This window comes from Guptibacillus hwajinpoensis (assembly GCF_020171785.1).
Lineage (GTDB): Bacteria > Bacillota > Bacilli > Bacillales > Guptibacillaceae > Guptibacillus > Guptibacillus sedimenti.
The window spans coordinates 236,090-254,041 of record NZ_JAIVAE010000004.1; the positions used below are offsets into that span (position 1 = coordinate 236,090).

General features: G+C 44.2%; 20 protein-coding genes and 1 riboswitch. Of the genes, 11 read left to right on the forward strand and 9 right to left on the reverse strand.

The window, feature by feature from the left end:
* Position 1: 1 nt before the first annotated feature.
* The 9 genes from gvpO to sat all read right to left on the reverse strand — a co-directional run bounded on the left by gvpO (position 2) and on the right by sat (position 6,756).
* Complete coding sequence (gvpO, locus tag LCL91_RS08390; protein WP_194218445.1) at positions 2-268, reverse strand: gas vesicle protein GvpO; 267 nt, start codon at positions 266-268, stop codon at positions 2-4.
* A 55-nt stretch (positions 269-323) separates the two neighbouring features.
* The gene (gene gvpJ / locus LCL91_RS08395) at positions 324-584 is read right to left on the reverse strand and encodes a gas vesicle protein GvpJ (protein WP_159786140.1); all 261 of its coding nucleotides are present in this window, start codon (positions 582-584) and stop codon (positions 324-326) included.
* Between the two features lie 19 nt (positions 585-603).
* Complete coding sequence (gene gvpQ, locus LCL91_RS08400; RefSeq protein WP_224881622.1) at positions 604-1,062, reverse strand: gas vesicle protein GvpQ; 459 nt, start codon at positions 1,060-1,062, stop codon at positions 604-606.
* A gap of 25 nt (positions 1,063-1,087) precedes the next feature.
* Positions 1,088-1,573: a GvpT/GvpP family gas vesicle accessory protein gene (gvpT, locus tag LCL91_RS08405; RefSeq protein ID WP_224881624.1), complete on the reverse strand. Its 486-nt coding sequence runs from the start codon at positions 1,571-1,573 to the stop codon at positions 1,088-1,090.
* Between the two features lie 32 nt (positions 1,574-1,605).
* Complete coding sequence (gene gvpJ / locus LCL91_RS08410) at positions 1,606-1,866, reverse strand: gas vesicle protein GvpJ (RefSeq protein ID WP_224881626.1); 261 nt, start codon at positions 1,864-1,866, stop codon at positions 1,606-1,608.
* A 513-nt stretch (positions 1,867-2,379) separates the two neighbouring features.
* Positions 2,380-3,135, reverse strand: coding sequence for a sulfotransferase domain-containing protein (locus LCL91_RS08415; protein WP_224881628.1), 756 nt, complete (start codon positions 3,133-3,135; stop codon positions 2,380-2,382).
* A 66-nt stretch (positions 3,136-3,201) separates the two neighbouring features.
* Complete coding sequence (cysC, locus tag LCL91_RS08420) at positions 3,202-3,807, reverse strand: adenylyl-sulfate kinase (protein ID WP_305077978.1); 606 nt, start codon at positions 3,805-3,807, stop codon at positions 3,202-3,204.
* Between the two features lie 15 nt (positions 3,808-3,822).
* Positions 3,823-5,544, reverse strand: coding sequence for an SLC13 family permease (locus LCL91_RS08425; RefSeq protein ID WP_224881632.1), 1,722 nt, complete (start codon positions 5,542-5,544; stop codon positions 3,823-3,825).
* Positions 5,545-5,595: 51 nt separating this feature from the next.
* The gene (gene sat, locus LCL91_RS08430) at positions 5,596-6,756 is read right to left on the reverse strand and encodes a sulfate adenylyltransferase (protein WP_224881635.1); all 1,161 of its coding nucleotides are present in this window, start codon (positions 6,754-6,756) and stop codon (positions 5,596-5,598) included.
* Positions 6,757-6,973: 217 nt separating this feature from the next.
* Here sat and LCL91_RS08435 point away from each other — a divergent pair, with 217 nt between their 5' ends.
* The 11 genes from LCL91_RS08435 to LCL91_RS08485 all read left to right on the forward strand — a co-directional run bounded on the left by LCL91_RS08435 (position 6,974) and on the right by LCL91_RS08485 (position 17,952).
* Positions 6,974-7,384, forward strand: a complete 411-nt coding sequence (locus LCL91_RS08435; protein WP_224881637.1) for a BlaI/MecI/CopY family transcriptional regulator — start codon at positions 6,974-6,976, stop codon at positions 7,382-7,384.
* 1 nt (position 7,385) lies between these two features.
* A complete protein-coding gene (locus LCL91_RS08440; protein ID WP_224881639.1) occupies positions 7,386-8,225 on the forward strand; it encodes a M56 family metallopeptidase in 840 nt (279 codons plus the stop codon).
* Positions 8,226-8,282: 57 nt separating this feature from the next.
* A complete protein-coding gene (locus tag LCL91_RS08445) occupies positions 8,283-8,687 on the forward strand; it encodes a DoxX family protein (RefSeq protein WP_224881642.1) in 405 nt (134 codons plus the stop codon).
* Complete coding sequence (locus LCL91_RS08450) at positions 8,687-9,376, forward strand: DsbA family protein (protein WP_224881643.1); 690 nt, start codon at positions 8,687-8,689, stop codon at positions 9,374-9,376. The genes LCL91_RS08445 and LCL91_RS08450 overlap by 1 nt, the downstream gene beginning before the upstream one ends.
* A gap of 460 nt (positions 9,377-9,836) precedes the next feature.
* Complete coding sequence (locus LCL91_RS08455) at positions 9,837-10,526, forward strand: response regulator transcription factor (RefSeq protein ID WP_224881645.1); 690 nt, start codon at positions 9,837-9,839, stop codon at positions 10,524-10,526.
* 1 nt (position 10,527) lies between these two features.
* Positions 10,528-11,532, forward strand: coding sequence for a sensor histidine kinase (locus LCL91_RS08460; RefSeq protein WP_224881647.1), 1,005 nt, complete (start codon positions 10,528-10,530; stop codon positions 11,530-11,532).
* A gap of 96 nt (positions 11,533-11,628) precedes the next feature.
* Complete coding sequence (locus LCL91_RS08465; RefSeq protein ID WP_224881649.1) at positions 11,629-12,312, forward strand: ABC transporter ATP-binding protein; 684 nt, start codon at positions 11,629-11,631, stop codon at positions 12,310-12,312.
* Positions 12,309-14,882 carry an ABC transporter permease gene (locus LCL91_RS08470; RefSeq protein WP_224881651.1) on the forward strand — a complete coding sequence of 858 codons (2,574 nt, stop codon included), beginning with the start codon at positions 12,309-12,311 and terminating at the stop codon, positions 14,880-14,882. Before LCL91_RS08465 ends, LCL91_RS08470 begins: the two co-directional genes overlap by 4 nt.
* A 228-nt stretch (positions 14,883-15,110) precedes the next feature.
* On the forward strand, positions 15,111-15,521 hold the full coding sequence (locus LCL91_RS08475) for a ferritin-like domain-containing protein (protein ID WP_224881653.1): 411 nt from the start codon (positions 15,111-15,113) through the stop codon (positions 15,519-15,521).
* A 98-nt stretch (positions 15,522-15,619) separates the two neighbouring features.
* Positions 15,620-15,803, forward strand: a riboswitch (cobalamin riboswitch).
* Between the two features lie 141 nt (positions 15,804-15,944).
* Positions 15,945-16,928 carry an ABC transporter substrate-binding protein gene (locus LCL91_RS08480; protein ID WP_224881656.1) on the forward strand — a complete coding sequence of 328 codons (984 nt, stop codon included), beginning with the start codon at positions 15,945-15,947 and terminating at the stop codon, positions 16,926-16,928.
* Positions 16,912-17,952: a FecCD family ABC transporter permease gene (locus LCL91_RS08485; protein WP_224881658.1), complete on the forward strand. Its 1,041-nt coding sequence runs from the start codon at positions 16,912-16,914 to the stop codon at positions 17,950-17,952. The genes LCL91_RS08480 and LCL91_RS08485 overlap by 17 nt, the downstream gene beginning before the upstream one ends.

Here is a 17,952-nt window from a genome sequence, read left to right on the forward strand (position 1 = left end):
CCTACATTTCTTGTCCGATCGCACTTCGATAGCGGACGTCACGTCTCGAGAAAGAGACCACTTCTTTTTCATTATTTAAAAGCACTTCATATGTTCCGAGCATTTCATCTTTCGCGTACTTTTTCATATATTCTTTTTCTTCGATCACTTCAGCAATCACTTTCCAGCCTTCTTGGTCGTTCATTTCGACGGAAGTAATTTTATGGAGGGGAGCTACATGCTGGTTAAAAAAATCGGCTACTTGATTCATAATTTCCTTGATTTCCATAGTGTCCTCCTATCGTAATAGGGGAGGCGGCGATCCGCCTCACAATTGATTTCAGTTAAATACTAAACTGTGCGTTACGCTCATTCTGCTGATTCGCGAGACCCTCTTCTTGAACGTCATCACGAAGCAGACCAACGGCTTCCGCATAACGGAGCCACGTATCGACACTGGCAATGACGACGCGAGCTTCAATCGTAAGAATCTCAATTCCTACAACCGAGACGCGAGCGAAAGCGTCAATGACAATCCCCTTATCAAGAATACGGTCGATTACCTCAGCAAGACTTGAACTATCGGCACTTTTTTGAATAGCCATCATCATTCTCCTTTCATTCTTAAGATGTGATCCGTTTAATGTCTTTCGACGATTTAATGTTTTCAGAGCTTTTAATTTCAGTGGAGCTTTTAATGTCGAGTGAACTTTTGATATCACTCACGCCTTTAAGACTTCCAACGCCTTTCACTTTTGTCTTCTTCTGATCAGAATCGGACATTTTTTCCTGGAACTCTTCGCCGGCTTCTTTTGCATTTCCAAGCTTTTCCCGAACAGATAAAAGCACATCTTGTACTTTCTCTTTCGCGTCTTCCGCTTTAGAATGAACGTTTTCCGCGTTTTCCTCTTTGGTTTTCTCCAATTTCTCAGAAGCTTCAATGACCTTTGATTGGACGCTGTTCTGCACGTGATCGCGCATATCATCAGCGAATTTTTCCTTTGCCTTGTCCATAACCTTTTCTTTCACCGGTTCAGGCGTATGTTCCGCGACCTTCTTTGCAATTTTCTTGCTGACACTCATCGAATTCCCCCTTAAGGGACGTCTGTTATTTTGAATCTACTAAGCTAGAAAGCATGTTTTCAATGCGATCTAATCGTTCGTTTAACTGCTTGTTTTCTTCTTTAATTTCATCGATTTCTTCATTGGAAGAGGAAGCGGCTACTTCATCGTTCGCTTGTTGCTGTTCTCCGCCGCTCTTTTTCGTTGATGAGAGGAGACGCCCTTCATATTTACTCATATAACCAGTCGCCGTTTGCCTCAACGTAATCATGGCTTGTTCTGTTATGAATTCTTGTGCCGATCTTCTTAGTTCCTTACCGGCATTTCTTACTGCTTCGGATTTGCCGAGGCTTTCAACGACTTTTTTGCCTGTTCCAGGATTTGAAAGTAAGCCAACCCCGGCGCCAACAACGCCACCAATGATGGCGTAATTCATGGACGGGCGTTCACCCGTTTCTTGTTTCTGTTTCGCGCCGCTTTCGGGCTGCGATAAGATTTTTCCGCTTGTATGATTCACATCGTTTTCACTCATGTTTTTCCCTCATCTCTATTAGAATGGTTTTATTAAACACTAAACTGAGGTGCACGATCGTTACTTTGCTTCGCCAGACCTTCTTCTTGCACGTCATCTCGAAGTAATCCGACGGCTTCAGCATAACGAAGCCATGTATCTACACTTGCAATTACGACGCGAGCTTCAATCGTTAGAATTTCAATCCCAACAAGAGAGACTCTCGCAAATGCATCAATGACAATTCCTTTGTCGAGAATACGGTCAATTACTTCCGCCAGACTCGAACTATCGGCACTTTTTTGAATACTCATGCTTCCACTCCTTATTCAAGTTGTTATGCGACTTTTGAACCGGATTGTTTTAGTAGAGTTGAACGTTGATTAATTCGGAATATACCTCGGTCTGACGCTCTTGAAACCATCCCAAATCCGCTAAAATCTAAAAAGAGACATTTTTTAAACATCTTTCTAAAGTTTTCAACACTTTTGTAATAAAAGTTTCTATATTCCATAAGGGATTAGGCGATATTTAGACGTTTATTAAGACAAATATTACAAATATATAACAGTTAATGGACTTTTTTTGATGATTGAAATCGCTTTCTAAAATGTAGTACAAAAGGCAGAGTGGTGGGGGTCGAGGGGGGAAATAAAAGAGGTAAATGATGGATAAGGGGGGTCAGGCTCGAGCCTGACCCCCTTTGAAAACAAAACAAGCAAAAAGTCCCTCATAGAAGGACTCTTTGTGTATCACTAAATTCGTTTTAATCGCCACCATAAAGGGAGGACAAAGAGGTTCGTAGGATAGAAGTACTGCGTAAACCGCTATTGATATCCCAATTCTTCAAGTAGATCTCCAGCACACGCTTGAAACAGTGCTTTGAGTTCATCATCCATCTCATCCTTCCATCCACCGCTTTTTCCTTTACGGAATGTAACGGAAGCTTCTGGTCGGATGTTTGAAATCATTGCGGTAATCCAGTCTTCTCGATGAAGGGAATGGTCGACTCCATCAGCTAGAAAATCAAGCAAATCGCTAGTGGTTTTCCGCTTCGTTTGTTCAGAACCAATCATATCTTCGAAGCGTATGGCGTGCACGTTTGGACGGTTTAACCAACCTGAAAAGCTTTGATACCACTCTCGAATGCCTGGGTGATCTGGAATTCCATTCTCTAAAACTGGCCCTCCTTCTATTAGAAACTTGATACGATCACGATGTGTGAATCCTTCTTGTGTAAAAGTAGAATATAGATGGTCTATTTGCGTTTTAGGAATGAAGTGAGCATACGAAATCAAGACATCTCGCGGATCGCGAAATACAAAGACCTGCTTCATATCGAGTTCTTTGAAGAACGTCTCCCAATCCACTGAGTAATGAAGGTGCCCATTTGCAAAAGAATGTGGGGAAAGATTTTTAATTGGATTTAGTTTTTCATCCGTCTGATAATGATAGTGCTCATATAACCCAATTTGAGAATTATATTGGATACCAGGAATCCCAAGAAGCAGCTGTTTTAAAAGATGTGTACCGCTTTTGGGGATTGAATTTAAAAAAAAGCGTGGGATGACAATCTGATTCAAACCTTAAAACCTCCTTAATTTGATGAATCTTGTGGCACTATTTGGCCCTCATCATGAGCCTGGGAGTTAACCTTTCAAATACCCATGTTTCTGTAAATAGGACACAATCGATTGGACAGCTTCCTCTACGGTCAGTTTTTCTGTATCAAGAACGATGTGAGCGGTAGTTGGGGGTTCATAGGGAGAGTCGATGCCGGTGAACTGATGAATCTCTCCTCGGCGGACCTTTGCATATAAACCTTTCGGATCCCGATTCTCACATGCTTCAAGGCTTGCTTTTACAAAAATCTCAATGAATTCTCCCTCATTGAATCGGGAACGAACCATGTCGCGGTCTTTTTGAAAAGGAGATATGAAGGCTGTCAGGGTTATGAGACCAGCATCCACAAATAGCCGAGACACTTCACCAATTCTCCTGATGTTCTCGACCCTGTCCTCATCACTGAAGCCAAGGTCACGATTTAACCCATGCCGCACGTTATCGCCATCAAGCCGATACGTATGGACACCTGATGCGTGTAAAACGTTCTCAAGCTCTACGGCTATCGTCGATTTACCTGAACCGGATAATCCTGTGAACCAGAGCACGACCCCTTTATGTCCCTTCCGTTTTTCACGATCCGGCTTCGTCACCCTTCCCTCGTGCCAGGTAATATGTTTTTCTTTCATCAAATCCATCTCCTTTCCTTAAGCCATTAAATAAAATCGAACAAGGACTAAAGTAGTCACCATCACAATGATGGTTAAAGGGAATCCTATTTTTAAAAAGTCTTGGAACCGATAACCACCTGCACCATAAACAATTAAATTGGTTTGGTAGCCAATTGGCGTCATGAAGCTTGCGGAGGCAGCAATCGCAACAGTGATGGCGAGTGGCATGAGTTCAACTTCAAGCGTTCGGGCCACTTCCATTGCAATCGGAAACATAAAAACGACTGCGGCGCTATTCGTCATCATTTCGGTAAAGACATTTGTGACGACATAGAGGCTGAGAAGCGTAGCAAATAAACCAAAAGGATGGGTGAACGTAATTAAGAAATCAGCCATTGACGTAGCGACCCCTGAATTTAATAACGCAGTTCCAATCCCGAAAGAACAAGCGATCATCAACAGAACATTCCATTGAATGAGATGCCGCGCTTCACCAGGTGTTACAAGCTTTGTTAAAAAGAGTAGCAGTGTTGTCACAGCCATCGCGGTAAGCATCGAGAGAACATTGAATGTGACGAGGGCAATCATCATTCCAAACCATCCGCTCGATAGCCAGCCCATTCTCATTTGTCGCTTGGTCACAAGTTTATGATCGATTGGTGTAATGGCATAGAAATCGTTTTTCTTATCAAACTGTTCTCCAGCCACCATTAACAGCACGTCCCCAGGCTTTAACACAATATCACCGATTTTCGTTTGCAAACGCTGGTTATGTCGATGAACAGCAATTACCGCAGCTTGATGAAGGCTTCTAAAGTTGGTGTCTTTCACCTTTTTAAAAAGGTGGGAAGAATGATGGGTGACGATTCCTTCCACGAGCCGGTGGTGGTCTGGAAAAGACGAACCTGTGCTTTCTTGCAGTTCGAGCCCTTTCATCCGCTGGATATCGGTAATTGTTGAAATATCACCGCTAAACACGAGCCGGTCACCTTCTTTTAAAATTGTGTTGCCTGATACGGGCGCTATCGCATGTTCGTTACGTAAAATGCTGACGAGAAATAATCCTTTCAAGCTCCTTAGCTGCGCTTCTTTCACCGTAAGATTTCGATAAGGAAATTGGGCAGTGATGAGCGCTTCACCGGTGTACTCCTTAAGCACCGGCTCAGAGAGATTTGAAATACCACGCCCTGGTAGCAGGTGATCACTAAATAGAACCAAATACAAGAGTCCGAGTAATGTAATTGGAATACCAATAGCGCTAAGCTGAAAAAAAGAAAAGCCAGCATAGCCGTTTTCAACAAGAAGACCGTGAACGACCAAATTGGTTGATGTCCCGATTATCGTAATCGTACCGCCGAGAATGGTTGCGTAAGAAAGTGGAATGAGAAATTTAGAAGGCGAAATACCATTTTCCGTACACCATTTTTTCACCATTGGCGTGGAAGCGATGACGATCGGCGTATTGTTCACGAATGCGGAAATCAACGAGATAGGAAAGAGCAATCTGACCAATCGTTTCTTTGGCGAATAAGCCCCTTTTAAGAGGCGTAGAAACGTGCGGTCGACAATTCCACTTTTTTGAATACTTCCAGCAATAATGAAAAGAAGGGCGATGGTGAGCATTCCTTCATTCGAGAATCCGGCCGTTGCTTCTTCCGGCGTAATGATCCCGGTAAAAAGAAATAAAACGAGAACGGAGGCAAGAATAACGTCAGGCCGTCCCAGTTCAAAGAAGAGGGCGATTAGCATTGCGATCATGGTAATGAGAACAAAATAGAAAGTAATCATAGGGAGAGTAGGATGCCGGCATTAAGTTTCTTCAGAGTCATGCTGTTGCACCTCATTAATCAAGATGTCGATCACTTCAGGCCGAGAAAATTCCTTTGGTGGACGCTGCCCATTTTTCAGCATTTCTCGAACTTTTGTACCGCTCAGGTGAAGGTGACATTCACTGTCGTGTGGACACGTTTTGGAAGTTGCCATGCTTGCACATTGCTCACAGTAAAAAGCATGTTCGAAAGCCATGATCTCAATGCCAATTTCATCTTTTGCGAATTGGTTAAAGATGTTCTGAGCCGCGAACGTATTGTAAAAGTCGCCAACGCCTGCATGATCCCTTCCAACGATAAAATGGGTACAGCCAAAGTTCTTCCGAACAATACTATGAAAAACGGCTTCACGCGGGCCGGCGTATCTCATGGCAGCAGGAAAAACAGAAAGAATAACGCGGTCGGCCGGATAGTAGTTTTCTAAAAGAGTATGATAGCTTTTCATGCGGATATCCGCTGAAATGTCATCTTTCTTTGTTTCCCCAACAAGCGGATGGATCAGAAGGCCATCAACCGTTTCGAGTGCTGTCTTTTGAAGGTACTCATGCGCGCGATGAATCGGATTGCGCGTTTGAAAACCTACAATCGTTTTCCAGCCACGTTGTTGAAAGGATTCTCTCAATTCGGCTGGCGTTTGAAAATTTTCCTGAAGTGCCTTTGGATGTTGGAGGAGGGTGATCGGTCCCCCAAGATTAAAAGCCTGCTGCTCGTACGTTTTTTGTACACCAGGGTGTGTTGGATCGTTAGTTCCGTAAACAGCATGTGCTTCTTCACGTTTGTTGGTTTCATAGATATCTTCTACTTCCATAAGTCCGTAGATTTCCCCATCATTCCCCTTTAAGCAAATAGTGGGGCTAAAAGATATTTGGTCACGCACTTCATTAGAGACGGAAAGTGTAATAGGCAAGCTCCAGATTGTCCCATTTGCGAGCCGCATTTTCGTTAAAACATTCTGGTAATCAGTTTGGTTCATAAAGCCGGTTAACGGACTGAATGCGCCGATTGCGATGAGATACAAATCAGATAAATTCCATGGTGTTAACGTAATCGCTGGAAACATTGCAGCTTTCTCAAGCAGCGCCAGGCGATCTTCTTCACATGGAATGCGGTTCACTAGATGACCGCCATGTGGTTCAATCATAACTATTCTCCTTTCATGCTCGTTCAAGGATTATCGATGCTACTAGCTTATGAAAGAAGAGGAGGGGAAGAGAGGGCGAATGGGAAAAAAGGTTGTAGGGGGTCAGGCGCGAGCCTGACCCCCTCCGCAAACAAACGTCCTCCCACAAAGAACACCCTCAATTCCTCTTGACCCCACCATCCATTTAAACTACACTGTGTAGTGTGAGGTGGACGTGATGAAAATTCAGCAGTTCAAGACAAATGAGACGGGGTTGAATCGTTTCTTTGGTTCGCTTGAAGCGAAGATAATAGACATTCTTTGGGATGGTCCGGAGATGACGATTAAAGATGTGAAGCAAAAGCTTGATCAGGAAAAGAGTACGAACTTTAACACGGTGATGACGGTCATGAATCGTCTTGTTGATAAAGGCGTACTTGCGAAGAGAACGGAGAAGCGAACGTCCATGTTCAAGCCGGTTTTCTCAAAAGAAGAGTTTTTACAAACGCAGTCGAAAGAGCTAACGCAGGATTTGATGGATGAATTCGGTCCGCTAGCGGTTAATCATATGCTTGATGCGCTTGATGAAGCAGATCCTATTCTGATTGAAAAGCTTGAGCAAAAAATCAAGCAGCTAAAGGAGAAGTAAGATGAAAATCAAACAGACAGGGCTTGTTTTCACGCTGTCTCTTTTTCTCGTCGCAGCTGTGGTCGTGCAAATGGCGATGTACAGTCTGCATCTTTTCTCAAACTGGAATCTGATATTTACCGTTCTTGAAGCTTGTCATAACTTGTTTCGCGCAATCGGCATATCATCGATGAATGTTTTTTTAGAAGTGCTGATTCTTTCAACGTTAACGCTTGTTGTGATTGTGCTCGTGAAGCAGTTTGCACGGTTCATTACTTTTTCAAAACGAGTGTCGCTTTTACAAGACGACCCAGCTACAAAGAAGGTAATCGTTCACTATAATCTGAACCAAATCACCGTTATCACAAGCGAAGAACCGATCGCACTTACATATGGGCTGATCAAGCCGAAGATCGTAGTTTCGACTGCGCTTGTGAACATGCTTACTGAAGAAGAGCTTCGTGCCGTCATTTGTCATGAACAATTTCACCAACAGCATCGTGACCCGTTAAAAAAGTTTCTCATCACGCTTTTCGTGACCGCGCTCTGGTACGTTCCGATCCTTAAATGGGTATCGAAACACTATCAAACGCTGAGGGAGATTGAGGCGGATAAATTCGCGATGTTGCAAACAAACAATATGCTCGACCTTAGTAGTGCACTTTTAAAATTGTTGAAAAACGAGTACAGGCAGCGACACGCGTTTGCCGTTTCGTTCGCAGATACGTCTGTGAATGACCGCATTCAGCACATTCTTTCTCCTGAAAAAGAAGTACATGCTACGCTGCCTGTGGAAACCATACTTTATTCAGTCTTTATCGTCTTAGGGTTAACCGTCATGTTCACGGTGGCGACACCCTAATTCTTTTTCGAAAATGAACACTACACTACGTAGTGCAATGCAAAGGAGAAATCATATATGAAATTATCACCAAACGTCGCCCTAGTCGTCCTTCGTCTCGCTCTTGGAGTTATTTTCACCGTCCATGGATTTGATAAGTTTGCAGGAGGAATTGAAAATACCGTTGGATTTTTTGAAAGCATTGGCATAAGTGGTGGATTAGCTTATGTCGTGGCAACAATCGAACTTGTAGGTGGTCTGCTTATGATTGTTGGTCTCGGAACACGCATCGTCGCTGCGCTTTTTATCATTGTGATGCTCGGAGCGATTTTCACGGTGAAAAGCGGAACGGGATTTATCGGAGGTTACGAGCTTGATCTCGCCCTTCTCGGTATGTCACTCGCGCTACTTATAAGCGGTGGTGGAACGATTTCTGTCGATGCTAAACTTTTTTCAAAACAAGGTGAGGGAGTTCAAGGATAATGGCAAATTCTAAAAATAAAAAGAAGAACCAGGCGACGAAGTCAAAACAGAAGCCGAAAGCGTGGTTGTATGGATTAGCGGCTGCGGCGGCTGTTATTATCGTCGTTGTCATCATCATGACAACTGGATCAAACTCGGGCGGGTCGAGTGAAGAAGCAATGAACCAGCCTTTTCTTGGAGATGAAAATGCCCAGGTGGAAGTGATCGAATTTGGTGATTACAAATGTCCTTACTGTAAATCGTTTGAACAATCGTTTTTCCCGCAAATCGATCAGGAGCTAATTCAAACGGGGGATGTGAAATTTACGTTTATGAACTATCCGTTTATTAATGTCGATTCCAATCGCTCGGCGGAATTTGCTGAAGTCGTGTACCAAGAGCTCGGCAACGACGTTTTCTGGGAGTTCCATAGCTTAATGTATGAAAAGCAAACCGAAGGAACGGAACAGCAGGATATTTATACAGAAGATTACCTCGTCGAAACGTTGAAAGAAATCACTAATGAAGAGAAAGCGGAGCAAGTGCTCACTGCATTTCAGGACGGTGCTGGTGAAGAAGCGGTGGAGTACGATCTTAAACGTGCGAAGGATTTAGACGTCAGCGGGACACCGGCGCTATTCGTAAACGGTGAACCGTTTGAAGGGCAGACGATCGAGGATTTGAAGAAAATGGTGGAGGAAGCGAAGTAAGGGTAGGAGTAAGTTGAAGGAAATAGAAGCCGTCAGTGGTTCACTTGTTGTGAGCCACTGACGGCTTTTTTATAATGTGATAGGAAGGTTCAAGTGATTCCGCAATTACAAATGGATATGTGTTGTAAATATTGTACAATTGAAAGTGGGGCAGGGGGTCAGGCACGAGCCTGACCCCCTCAAAAGACAAAAGCGTGAAAAGTGTTCCTCACACAGGGACACTTTTCACATTTCATTAAAGGGCGTTAGTTACTTTGAAGCCATATCTATCAAGGGATTTGAATGGAATGAATAGCGAAGGGGTCAGGCTCGAACCTGACCCCATCAAAGAACACCATCAAAGAACACCATCAAAGAACACCATCAAAGAACACCATCAAAGAACACCATCAAAGAACACCATCAAAGAACACCATCAAAGAACACCATCAAAGAACAAACCAAAGGGAGGGTGCTCCAATTGAAACTATTAATGGTTGAAGATGATAAAACGATTGCGACGGGACTCGACTATTCCTTGCAAAACGAGGGGTATGAGACGATTGTTTGCCATGATACTCAATCGGCCCGGAACGTGCTTACGGAGCAATTACATAAAATCGATTTGTGTTTATTTGATTTATCCTTACCAGATGGTAGCGGATATGATCTTTGTGAGTTTGTGAAGAAACGTCGTGATGTACCGGTTATTTTTCTCACAGCATTTGATGATGAAGTGAATGTGGTGATGGGGCTTGATATGGGGGCGGATGATTACATCACAAAGCCGTTTCGCATTCGTGAGCTACTTTCACGAATTAAGTCAGTGTTGCGTCGTTACAATAAGCAGCCGCAGCCACAATCAACAAACGTCATTACGGTTGAAGATATTCGAATCAATATGCTTGAAGGGAAAGTATATAAGAAAGGTGAGGAAGTGCTCCTCACGGCTCTTGAGTACAGGCTTTTCCTCATTTTCGCTAATCATGTTGGACAGGTTTTAACGAGAAATCAATTATTAGAACGGATATGGGATGTGGCTGGTGATTTCGTTAACGACAATACGCTGACAGTCTACATCAAGCGGCTTCGCGAAAAGCTAGAGGATAACCCACAGAGCCCGAAAATCATTAAAACTGTACGTGGTTTAGGTTATAAGGTGGGTGATTAGGTTGTGGCGTAATCGCGAAATTCGGCTTTTTGTTCTCATTCTTTCCGGTATTATTGTGCTCGCCACGGGGCTCGCTGCGTTCACACTCTCTTTTTATGCGGCGCTTTTCACCTTCATCACATCGCTCCTGCTCGTCAGTTGCTTTGTGCTTTTTACAAGGTGGCGCTACCGTGAGATTGAGCAGCTTTCCGGCTATTTAAGGCAGGTCAGTAGTGGCGATTACACGCTTGATGTCAGAAACAATCATGAGGGCGAGCTCAGTATTTTAAAGAATGACATTTATAAGGTGACAATGATGCTTTCAGAGCAGCATGCCCTTTTACAAGAAGATAAAATAAAGCTAACCAACGCCATTTCAGACATCTCGCACCAGCTCAAAACGCCGCTCACTTCCATGCTCGTCATGGTGGATTTAGTGAGTGATCCGAAGTTAGATGAGAGGAAGCGGGTTGAGTTCACGACAAACATCCGCGTTCAATTAGAAAGGATTGAATGGCTAGTCTCTTCTTTATTGAAATTATCGAAAATAGATGCTGGAACGATTGCCTTTAAAAAGGAAAGTATTTCCCCTCGGCAGGTGATCCAAAAAGCCATTGAACCGATCCTCATTCCAGTTGATATTAAACAGCAAAATCTCTCGATCACGGGAGATGATACGATTACATTCGATGGTGATTTCAACTGGACGTCTGAGGCGCTTCTTAACATCTTGAAAAATTGTGTTGAGCATACGGGAGAGGGTGGGACCATTTCACTTTCCTATACCGATAACCCGCTCTATACCGAAATCACAATTGCTGACAACGGAATTGGTATTCCAAAAGAAGATCTACCGTACATTTTTAAGCGCTTTTATAGGGGGAAGAATGCTTGCGATGATAGCGTAGGCATCGGTCTTGCGATGGCGTACAGCATTGTGACGAGCCAGAATGGGGACATTGAAGTTATCAGTGAAAAGGGCGCGGGGACCGAGTTTAGAATCAAGTTTTACAAGCAAGTGGTTTAAAAATGGCAAGGTGACGAAACTGTCACTTAAGAGTCACTTTACCGTCATTTTAGGCAGATAAACTGAAGATACATTAAATTAATGGGGGAATCTGCAATGGAAATTTTAAAAATAGAAAATCTGTCTAAAGTGTACGGCAAAGGCGAAACGGCAGTGAAGGCGCTCGATGATGTTTCCTTTTCGGTGAATAAGGGAGAATTTGTGGTCATTATTGGACCATCTGGTTCTGGAAAATCAACGTTGCTTCATATGCTCGGCGGCGTGGATCGACCGACAAGCGGCAGTGTTCTTGTCGATAATACCAATATTTATGAGCTAGATGAAACGCAGCTTGCCATTTTTAGAAGAAGGCAAATTGGACTCATCTACCAATTTTATAATTTAATTCCGATCTTATCTGTGGAAGAAAACATGACCCTTCCGATGCTATTAGATGAACACAAAGTCGACAAGAACCAGCTTGAGAATATTGTTAACACGCTAGGCTTACAAAATCGACTGGGGCATTTGCCAAACCAGTTATCTGGAGGACAGCAGCAGCGGGTTTCCATTGGAAGAGCGCTTATTAGTAATCCGTCGATAATGCTCGCCGATGAGCCGACTGGAAATCTGGATAGTCAAAACAGTAGCGAAATCATGGAACTTCTGAAAATGTTTAATAAAACATACAACCAAACGCTTATTGTGATTACGCATGATGAACGGATCGCGCTCCAAGCGGATCGCGTCATTTCCATTGAAGATGGAAGGATTGCCAAAGACGAGGTGATTCGTCCATGAACATCGTGAACAAATTGACCGTCAGGCATTTAAAAGAAAACAAGAGGCGGACGCTCGTTACCATCATAGGCGTCATTATTTCTGTCGCAATGGTAACCGCAGTTGCCACGCTTGGCGTCTCGTTCATGGATCTTCTCCAGCGACAATCGATCGCAACAGATGGCGAATGGCACGTTCAATATGAGAACGTCAATACGGATCAAATTGAAGCCATTGAAAAAGACGAATCGACCAGTACGCTCGCTCTCGCCAATAATGTCGGTTATGCCAAATTAGACGAGCCACAAAATGAAAGCAAGCCGTATCTATTTATTAAAGAATACAATGAACAGGGATTTAACAACTTTCCGATCGAAATAAGTGAAGGGCGCTTGCCGAAGGATGATGATGAAATTGTGTTGTCTGAAGAAATTTTAGCGAATTCAGGCATGAACCTTGAGATTGGCGATCAACTTACAGTCGATGTTGGCGAACGCCAGATGGAAGGGGTCCTTCATCCTTTTTCTCAAAATGATCCGCTACAAACGGGTGTGGAGGGTGCCAGTGAATCATTAGAAAAGACGGAGTCCAGAACGTACACGGTCGTTGGAACAATCAAACGTCCTTCCTGGGAGCCAGCCTGGGCACCTGGTTATACAGCGATTAGTTATGTTGACCAAAGCCTCATGAACAGTACGGATAAAGTCGATGCCGTGGTGGTTTTAAATAAAGTGAAACGGTCCCTTTATGAGCATGCAGAAACGCTGGCGAGCGAAAACAATATTGAAAACGTCTCGTTTAACGATGATCTGCTGCGTTACTATGGCGTGACGGACAACGATAATCTATTAAAAACGATGCTACTACTAGCAGGTATTATTATGAGCGTGATCATCATTGGTTCTGTCGCTTTAATTTATAATGCTTTTGCGATTAGTGTGTCGGAGCGATCGAGACACTTAGGGATGCTGTCGAGCGTCGGGGCGACGAAACGCCAAAAGCAAACATCGGTCTTTTTTGAAGGAGCGATTATTGGTGTCATCAGTATTCCAATCGGAATTCTTGCTGGTCTCGGTGGCATTGCAGCGACGTTCCTGTTCATTAACTCCTTTATTGAAGGGGCGCTTGGAGGGACGGAAAAGCTCCGCGTGGTGGCGACACCGATGTCTATTCTTATAGCATGCGGGATTTCAGTGATTACGATTTTTATTTCATCCTATATGCCAGCGCGGAAAGCATCGAAGATCTCTGCCATTGATGCAATTCGACAAACTCAGGATATTAAGCTAACTGGCAAGAGGGTGAAAACGTCAAAGTTTATTCGAAAATTATTTGGGATTGAAGCGGAAATTGGCTTGAAGAATTTAAAGCGGAATAAAAGAAGGTACCAAGTGACGGTCTTCTCGCTTGTCATCAGCATTATCCTTTTCTTGTCGGTGTCCTATTTTACATCGAATTTAGAAAAATCTCTTGAGCTCTCACAGCAAAACATCAATTTTGATATTCAAGTAAGTGGACAGAGAGTAGGGAAAGAAGATCTCGAGCCGTTTACGAAGCTCAAAAATGTCACAAAATCCACTTTTATTAATGATCTACACCTCACGACATTTGTGGATCCTAATGCTGTCCCAGAAGATCTAGAAAAAACCTTAACGGAGGATTACGGCCTTTTGAAGGATGGCAAATACCAATATAATGCGGTTTTACATGGATTAGATGACCAAAGCTTTCATGCTTATGCGAAAAAGGTAGGCGTGGATGTGGAGAAATTAACGGATGAGGTCGGGATTGTCATTGAAAACATCTCCTATAGAGATCGCGAGTCAGGTCAATTTAAGGAGTCGAAAGCCCTTAACACCGAACCTGGTGAAAAGATTGAACTTTACACGATGAATTATGAAACAGAAGAAGCAACATTAATAAATGAAGTTCAAATTGGAGCCTTAGCCGATGAGGTGCCAATGGGAGTGAGTGCGTCTGGCGCAGGTGGAATTGACGTTATTGTTTCAGAGGAAACCATGAATCAGTTGATGGATACAAGTGTGGAAGAAACTGTTCAAACGAACCTCTACATGAATAGTTCGGATCCAATGGCGACGCAGGAAGCGATTGAAGAAGGAGAACGAAACGATCTATACGTTTACAATGTGTTCCAAAATCGACAGCGTGATCAGCAGATGATCCTCTTTATGTCAGTCTTCACGTACGGATTTATTACCTTGATATCGCTTATCTCCATCGCGAATATTTTCAATACGATCTCGACAAGCATTTCGCTTCGAAAGCGAGAATTTGCGATGCTAAAATCGATTGGCATGACACCAAAAGGATTTAATAAAATGATGAACTACGAAAGCATCTTCTATGGCATGAAGGCAATCTTGTACGGATTTCCACTTAGCATTGCGATCATGTATGTGATGTATCTCTCATTTAGAAATACATTTGTCTATGGGTTTACTCTTCCCTGGATGAGCCTTCTCTTTGTCGTCGTCGCCATCTTCATCATCGTTGGTTCGGCGATGCTCTACTCGATTAAGAAATTAGAGAAGAACAATATTGTAGATACGTTGAAGCAGGAGAATGTGTAGGTGGGGGCAAGGAGGGGGCCAGGCTCGAGCCTGACCCCTCAAAAAGACAAAAGCAGCAAAAGTGTCCTCCATAGAGAGACACTTTTGCTGCTTTTTATAAATATGAAAATCCCTTCGAACCGTTGAGGGGTAAGGGTCATCGACGTGAACAAAGCGAAGGGGGTCAGGCTCGAACCAGACCCCCTCCCCATATACTGTGCCTATCACATGCAAAAAAGGAGTTCAATCATGTACCCATACTATCGCACCCTCGAAGAAGACATTGCGACTGCCATTAACGGAGAATATAGCGCCATTCAGTGTTACAAAAAGTTAGCTCAGCTCGCTCCGAATGAAACCGAGCGAGATCGCATTCTAGAAATTCGAAAAGATGAGAAAAGGCACTTTAAATTGTTCAAGTCCATTTATACCCAACTGACCGGTCAAGAGCCTTCTCCAAAGCTAACCGAAGTATGTCCGACAAACTATTGGGCGGGACTGGATGCTTCAGTGAACGATGAACAAGACGCAGCAGATTTCTATAGAAGAGTGGCTGATCAAACGAATAATCCGTTCATCAAAGAGGCGTTCACTGGAGCAGCCTTAGATGAGCAAAACCACTCCGTCTGGTTTTTGTATTTCTTAACGAAGAGAAGGTAGTAAGAAAGTCGTGCGGTGCCAGAGAGGAGCCTGACCCCCTAAAAAGACAACAGTTCCCCCCACTCATACAATCATGTATAATAAACTTGTTACGAAATTTCATAGTGATCGATTCAGGTGTCTTTTCAATGAAGACTTAAAAGGGAAGCTGGTGCAATTCCAGCGCGGTCCCGCCACTGTAAATGGTCGCTTGCTGCAGAATCCACTGTTCGCACAACGAATGGGAAGGAGCAGCACGCGAGAACCATGAGCCAGGAGACCTGCCTGAATCTAGCGCGAACAGCCTACGAGGATAGGGATGTGCGAACGGATTCAGGTGTAGCTTTTGGCTGCCGTTACTTCCATTCGACCATCTTCATGCCCTCCGGCGTGGGGATTTTTTTATTTTAGAGAGACATCACACTAACAGGAGGAGAAACACACATGAAAAAGCTTTATTCACTACTCGTCTTACTTTTTCTCGTGACAGGAATTATCGCTGGTTGCGGCGCAAGCGAGGAAAACGGTGCAACGAATGAAGGAAATGGAACAACAGACCAGGCTGAACAGTCAGAAGATAGCGCTTTCCCAGTAACCATCACCGATGCGCTCGATGAGGAAGTGACAATCGAGAAAGACCCTGAGAAAATCGTCTCCCTCATTCCAAGTAACACGGAAATTCTATTCGACCTTGGCGCTGGTGAAGAAGTTGTCGGCGTTTCAGATTTCGCGAACTATCCGGAAGAAACGGCTGACATTGAGAAAATCGGCGGCATGGAATTTAACGTCGAAAAAATCATTTCGCTCAAGCCTGATCTCGTACTTGCCCACGGATCAAGCGCACATAACTCAGAAGCTGGTCTTCAACAGCTTCGCGATGCGGGCATTGCTGTACTTGTGGTAAACGATGCAAAAAGCTTTGAAGAAGTGTACAAATCAATCGAAATGATCGGACAAGCAACAGGTGAAACCGAACAAGCCGAAACAACCATCAGTGATATGAAGCAGCAGCTTGAAGACATTCAAGCAAAAGCGGAAGACATTTCTGAAGAAGATGAGAAAGAGGTCTTCGTCGAAGTTGCACCTGCCCCTGAAATCTTCTCTCCAGGGAAAAATACGTTCATGGATGACATGCTTTCGATGATTCATGCGAAGAACGTGACGCACGACGAGGAAGGATGGAACCAAATCGATCAGGAAGCGATCATTCAAGCAGACCCTGACGTGATCATCACAACGTACGGTTATTATACAGAGAACCCAATCGAGCAAGTGTTAAGCCGCGACGGCTGGCAGAACGTAACGGCGGTAAAAGAAGAGCAAGTTGTCGACGTGCACTCGGACCTCGTAACGCGCTCAGGCCCTCGTCTCGTTGAAGGAGTAGAGGAACTTGCAAAAGCGGTTTACCCGGATGTTTTTGCTGAATAAGCGGTTCATTGCCTATCCGATTGCGACAGGGCTTTTGATTGCCGCGATGCTACTCGGCATTTCCATCGGCACCGTTTCCGTCCCGGTGCTCACGATTTTAAAATTAATCGGAACCGAAGTGCTGCACCTGCCTTCCTTAGGAAAAACAGATCCGATGTTTACAACGATTGTGATGGATATTCGCCTGCCACGCGTCATCCTGGCAGGTCTTGTGGGGGCGTCTCTTGCGATAGCAGGAGCCGCCTTTCAAGGTTTATTACGTAATCCATTAGCCGACCCGTACGTCCTCGGCGTATCATCTGGCGCATCGGTCGGAGCTGTGCTCGTGCTCTTTTTCAACCTATCCATTCCGTTTGTTGGGATGTTCACCCTTCCTGTTATGAGCATCGCCGCTTCGATTCTCACGATTTTCCTCGTGCTTTTCTTTGCACGACAAATCGAACGATCGATGCGCGTCGAGACGATTATCCTAACAGGAATCGTGTTTAGCTCCTTTCTTGGCTCGCTCCTATCGCTCATGATCGCGCTAACCGGAGAGGAACTAAGACAGATCATCGGCTGGCTCCTCGGAAGCGTGTCCATGCGCGGCTGGGAATATATCGGGATTATCCTGCCCTTTTTCATCATTGGCGCAGGCATTCTCCTTTTTAGTACGAAAGAGCTGAACGCCATGTCGTTTGGCGAAGAGCGCGCTCAGCATATCGGCGTAAACGTTGCGAAACGAAAGCTCTGGATCCTGATTGGCGGCTCGATTTTAACAGGCGCGGCCGTCGCTGTGTCTGGAACGATCGGCTTTGTTGGTCTCGTGATTCCGCACTTAACGCGCCTCTTATGGGGACCGGATCATCGCCATTTACTGCCGCTCTCAATTTTACTCGGTGCCGCTTTTCTGATCGTCGCTGACTTGATCTCACGCACGATCATTTCACCAACAGAGCTTCCAATCGGCGTGATCACATCGCTCATTGGTGCGCCGGTTTTTGCCATTATTTTAATTCGAAGACGTAAAGAAAGTAGAGGATAA

What these genes read in the sequence shown, in the direction of transcription:
- sat (WP_224881635.1), bottom strand. Translation starts at nt 6,756, where the DNA reads ATGATTGAACCACATGGCGGTCATCTAGTGAACCGCATTCCATGTGAA.
- LCL91_RS08480 (WP_224881656.1), top strand. Translation starts at nt 15,945, where the DNA reads ATGAAAAAGCTTTATTCACTACTCGTCTTACTTTTTCTCGTGACAGGA.
- gvpJ (WP_159786140.1), bottom strand. Translation starts at nt 584, where the DNA reads ATGGCTATTCAAAAAAGTGCCGATAGTTCAAGTCTTGCTGAGGTAATC.
- gvpT (WP_224881624.1), bottom strand. Translation starts at nt 1,573, where the DNA reads ATGAGTGAAAACGATGTGAATCATACAAGCGGAAAAATCTTATCGCAG.
- gvpJ (WP_224881626.1), bottom strand. Translation starts at nt 1,866, where the DNA reads ATGAGTATTCAAAAAAGTGCCGATAGTTCGAGTCTGGCGGAAGTAATT.
- gvpO (WP_194218445.1), bottom strand. Translation starts at nt 268, where the DNA reads ATGGAAATCAAGGAAATTATGAATCAAGTAGCCGATTTTTTTAACCAG.
- LCL91_RS08475 (WP_224881653.1), top strand. Translation starts at nt 15,111, where the DNA reads ATGTACCCATACTATCGCACCCTCGAAGAAGACATTGCGACTGCCATT.
- gvpQ (WP_224881622.1), bottom strand. Translation starts at nt 1,062, where the DNA reads ATGAGTGTCAGCAAGAAAATTGCAAAGAAGGTCGCGGAACATACGCCT.
- LCL91_RS08465 (WP_224881649.1), top strand. Translation starts at nt 11,629, where the DNA reads ATGGAAATTTTAAAAATAGAAAATCTGTCTAAAGTGTACGGCAAAGGC.
- LCL91_RS08450 (WP_224881643.1), top strand. Translation starts at nt 8,687, where the DNA reads ATGGCAAATTCTAAAAATAAAAAGAAGAACCAGGCGACGAAGTCAAAA.
- LCL91_RS08425 (WP_224881632.1), bottom strand. Translation starts at nt 5,544, where the DNA reads ATGATCGCAATGCTAATCGCCCTCTTCTTTGAACTGGGACGGCCTGAC.
- LCL91_RS08485 (WP_224881658.1), top strand. Translation starts at nt 16,912, where the DNA reads ATGTTTTTGCTGAATAAGCGGTTCATTGCCTATCCGATTGCGACAGGG.
- LCL91_RS08435 (WP_224881637.1), top strand. Translation starts at nt 6,974, where the DNA reads ATGAAAATTCAGCAGTTCAAGACAAATGAGACGGGGTTGAATCGTTTC.
- LCL91_RS08440 (WP_224881639.1), top strand. Translation starts at nt 7,386, where the DNA reads ATGAAAATCAAACAGACAGGGCTTGTTTTCACGCTGTCTCTTTTTCTC.
- LCL91_RS08470 (WP_224881651.1), top strand. Translation starts at nt 12,309, where the DNA reads ATGAACATCGTGAACAAATTGACCGTCAGGCATTTAAAAGAAAACAAG.
- LCL91_RS08445 (WP_224881642.1), top strand. Translation starts at nt 8,283, where the DNA reads ATGAAATTATCACCAAACGTCGCCCTAGTCGTCCTTCGTCTCGCTCTT.